This window comes from Rubrivirga sp., from assembly GCF_049648075.1.
Taxonomy (GTDB): Bacteria; Bacteroidota; Rhodothermia; order Rhodothermales; family Rubricoccaceae; genus Rubrivirga.
The window spans coordinates 1-2297 of record NZ_JBARYR010000003.1; the positions used below are offsets into that span (position 1 = coordinate 1).

Sequence of the window (2297 nt, forward strand, 5' to 3'; positions counted from 1 at the left end):
TCGTTCGGGATCAACCTCGAGCGGGCAGTCGAGGAGCAGTCGAAAGAGGTCTTCGGGTCCGACCTCGAGGCCCGAAGCCGAGCGGCGTTCTCCGACTCGACACGGGCGCTCTTAGCGGCCATCGAGGACAGCCTCGCGACGGCGTCCGTGCGCGAGGCCTCGTTCCCCTCGATGGCCCGGTTCCCCGCCTCGAGCGGGGGCGAGGGCCGGACCCGCTTGGTCCAGGTGCGCGCCCTCGAGGGCGAGTACCCGCTCTACGGGGCCGCCGAGACGACGCCTGCGGACGCCGCGGAGGGGATGGGCCGCGACACAACCGGCGCGCTCGTCGACGCGACGCTCTTGTTGCAAATGGAGGCCGCCGTGGGAGACTCGGTCCAGATTGGCGGTCGGACGTACCCCATCACCGGCCGCGTCGACGGCGTGCCGGGCCAGACCGACATCGCGGGGTTGGTCGGGCCGCGCGTCTACCTGCCGTTGGCCGCCCTCGACTCCACGCTCCTGGGCTTCGGCAGCCGAGCTCGCTACTCGGTCGCGTTCCGCTTCGAGGACGGCGAGACGATGCACCAGGCCGAGCACTTGCTCTGGGCGGCCGACGTCCGCTTCGAGACGGCCGGCGAGGAGCAGGAAGAGGTCTCCGAGGCCAGCGGCTACCTCGCGCGGTTCTTGTCACTCGTCGGGTTCGTGGCGCTGCTCTTGGGAGGGATCGGCGTCGCGTCCTCGATCAGCGTCTACGTCGCCGAAAAGGCTGAGACCGTCGCCACGCTGCGATGTCTCGGCGTGTCCTCGACGCGCGTGCTGACGGTGTACGCGATTCAGGCCTTGGCACTCGGGCTCATCGGGGCCGGACTCGGAGCCGCGCTCGGCGTGGCGATCCAACGACTGCTGCCGTTGGTGTTCGCCGCGTTCTTGCCCGTCGAGGTCGACAACGCGATCGCGCCGCGCGCCGTCCTCGAGGGCATCGGCGTCGGTCTGGGGGCGTCCCTGCTGTTCGCGCTCTTGCCCTTGGTGGGCGTCCGCCGCGTGCCGCCCCTCCGCGCCCTCCGGTCCGACGTTCGGGCGACGGGCTTCGACCCGCTCCGAGGCCTGCTCGCGCTGATGCTGATCGGCGCCGTGTTCGGGTTCGCCTACCTCCAGACCGAGACGATCCGCGGAGCCGCCGCGTTCGTCGGAGGCACGATCGGAGTCTTTGCGCTCTTGGCATTAGCGGCCGTCGCGGTCCGCGCCATCGTCCGCCGCATCGTCCGGCCCGGGTTGCCCTGGGCGTGGCGTCAGGGTCTCGCCAACCTTCACGCGCCTGGAAACCAAACGCTGGTCCTGTTGCTGACGCTCGGCCTAGGCGTCTTCCTCGTCCTCGCCCTCGGACTGGTCCAGAAGTCCATCCTGGACCAGGTCGCCCTGCCGTCCGACCAAGCCGGCGCGCCGGACGTGGTCTTGTTCGACGTTCAGCCGGACCAGCGGGACAGCTTGCGGGCTCTCGTCGAGGCGCAGGGTCTGCCCGTCGTCGGCGAGGTCCCCCTCGTCACCATGCGCGTCGCCGGCATCGACGGCGTCCCGGTGGACACGCTCCTCGAGGACGCGGACGAGTCGTTCGACGGCGGCGAGGGCGGGCCGGAGCGCTGGACGCTGGGCCGCGAGTACCGCTCGACGTACCGCTCGGAGCTGACCGATACCGAGACCGTCACCGCCGGCACGTTCCAGGGCACCGTCGAGGACGGAGCGCCGGTCATCCCCGTCTCGCTCGAGACCGAGATCGCGCTCGACCTCGATGTGGAGTTGGGCAGCCGGATCACCTGGGACGTGGGCGGCGCCGAGATCGAAAGTCAGGTCACGAGCATCCGCGAGGTCGACTGGGCGCGCGTCCAGCCCAACTTTTTCGCCGTCTTCCCGACGGGCGCCCTCGAGGCCGCGCCCCAGACCTCGATTATGCTAACGCGGGCCGGCTCGCCCGAGGTCAGTGCGCGGTTGCAGTCGGCCGTCGTGGACGCGTTCCCGAACGTCTCGGCCGTCGACGTCCGGCTGGTGCTGGCACTCGTGGACCGCGTGCTGAGCCGGGTCGCGTTCGTGCTGCGCTTCATGGCCGGCTTCGCCGTGATTACGGGGCTGGTCGTCCTGGCCGGCGCCGTCCGTGTGGCCCTGGCGCAGCGGACGAAGGAGTCGGTCGTCCTGCGCACCCTCGGCGCGAGCCGGGCGCAGGTCCGCCGCATCCTGCTCGCCGAGTACGCGCTGCTCGGGGTGCTCGCGGCCTTGACGGGTGGACTGCTCGCGGTCGCGGGCGCGTGGGGCGTCGCTCGGTTCGC

The 2297-nt window shown here is 71.2% G+C and carries 1 protein-coding gene; it reads left to right on the forward strand.

All coding sequences use genetic code 11. From position 1 onward, the window contains the following. Window positions 1-2297, forward strand: a 2297-nt coding sequence (locus WBA11_RS00135) for an ABC transporter permease (RefSeq protein ID WP_424518706.1), incomplete at both ends; no start/stop codon positions are given.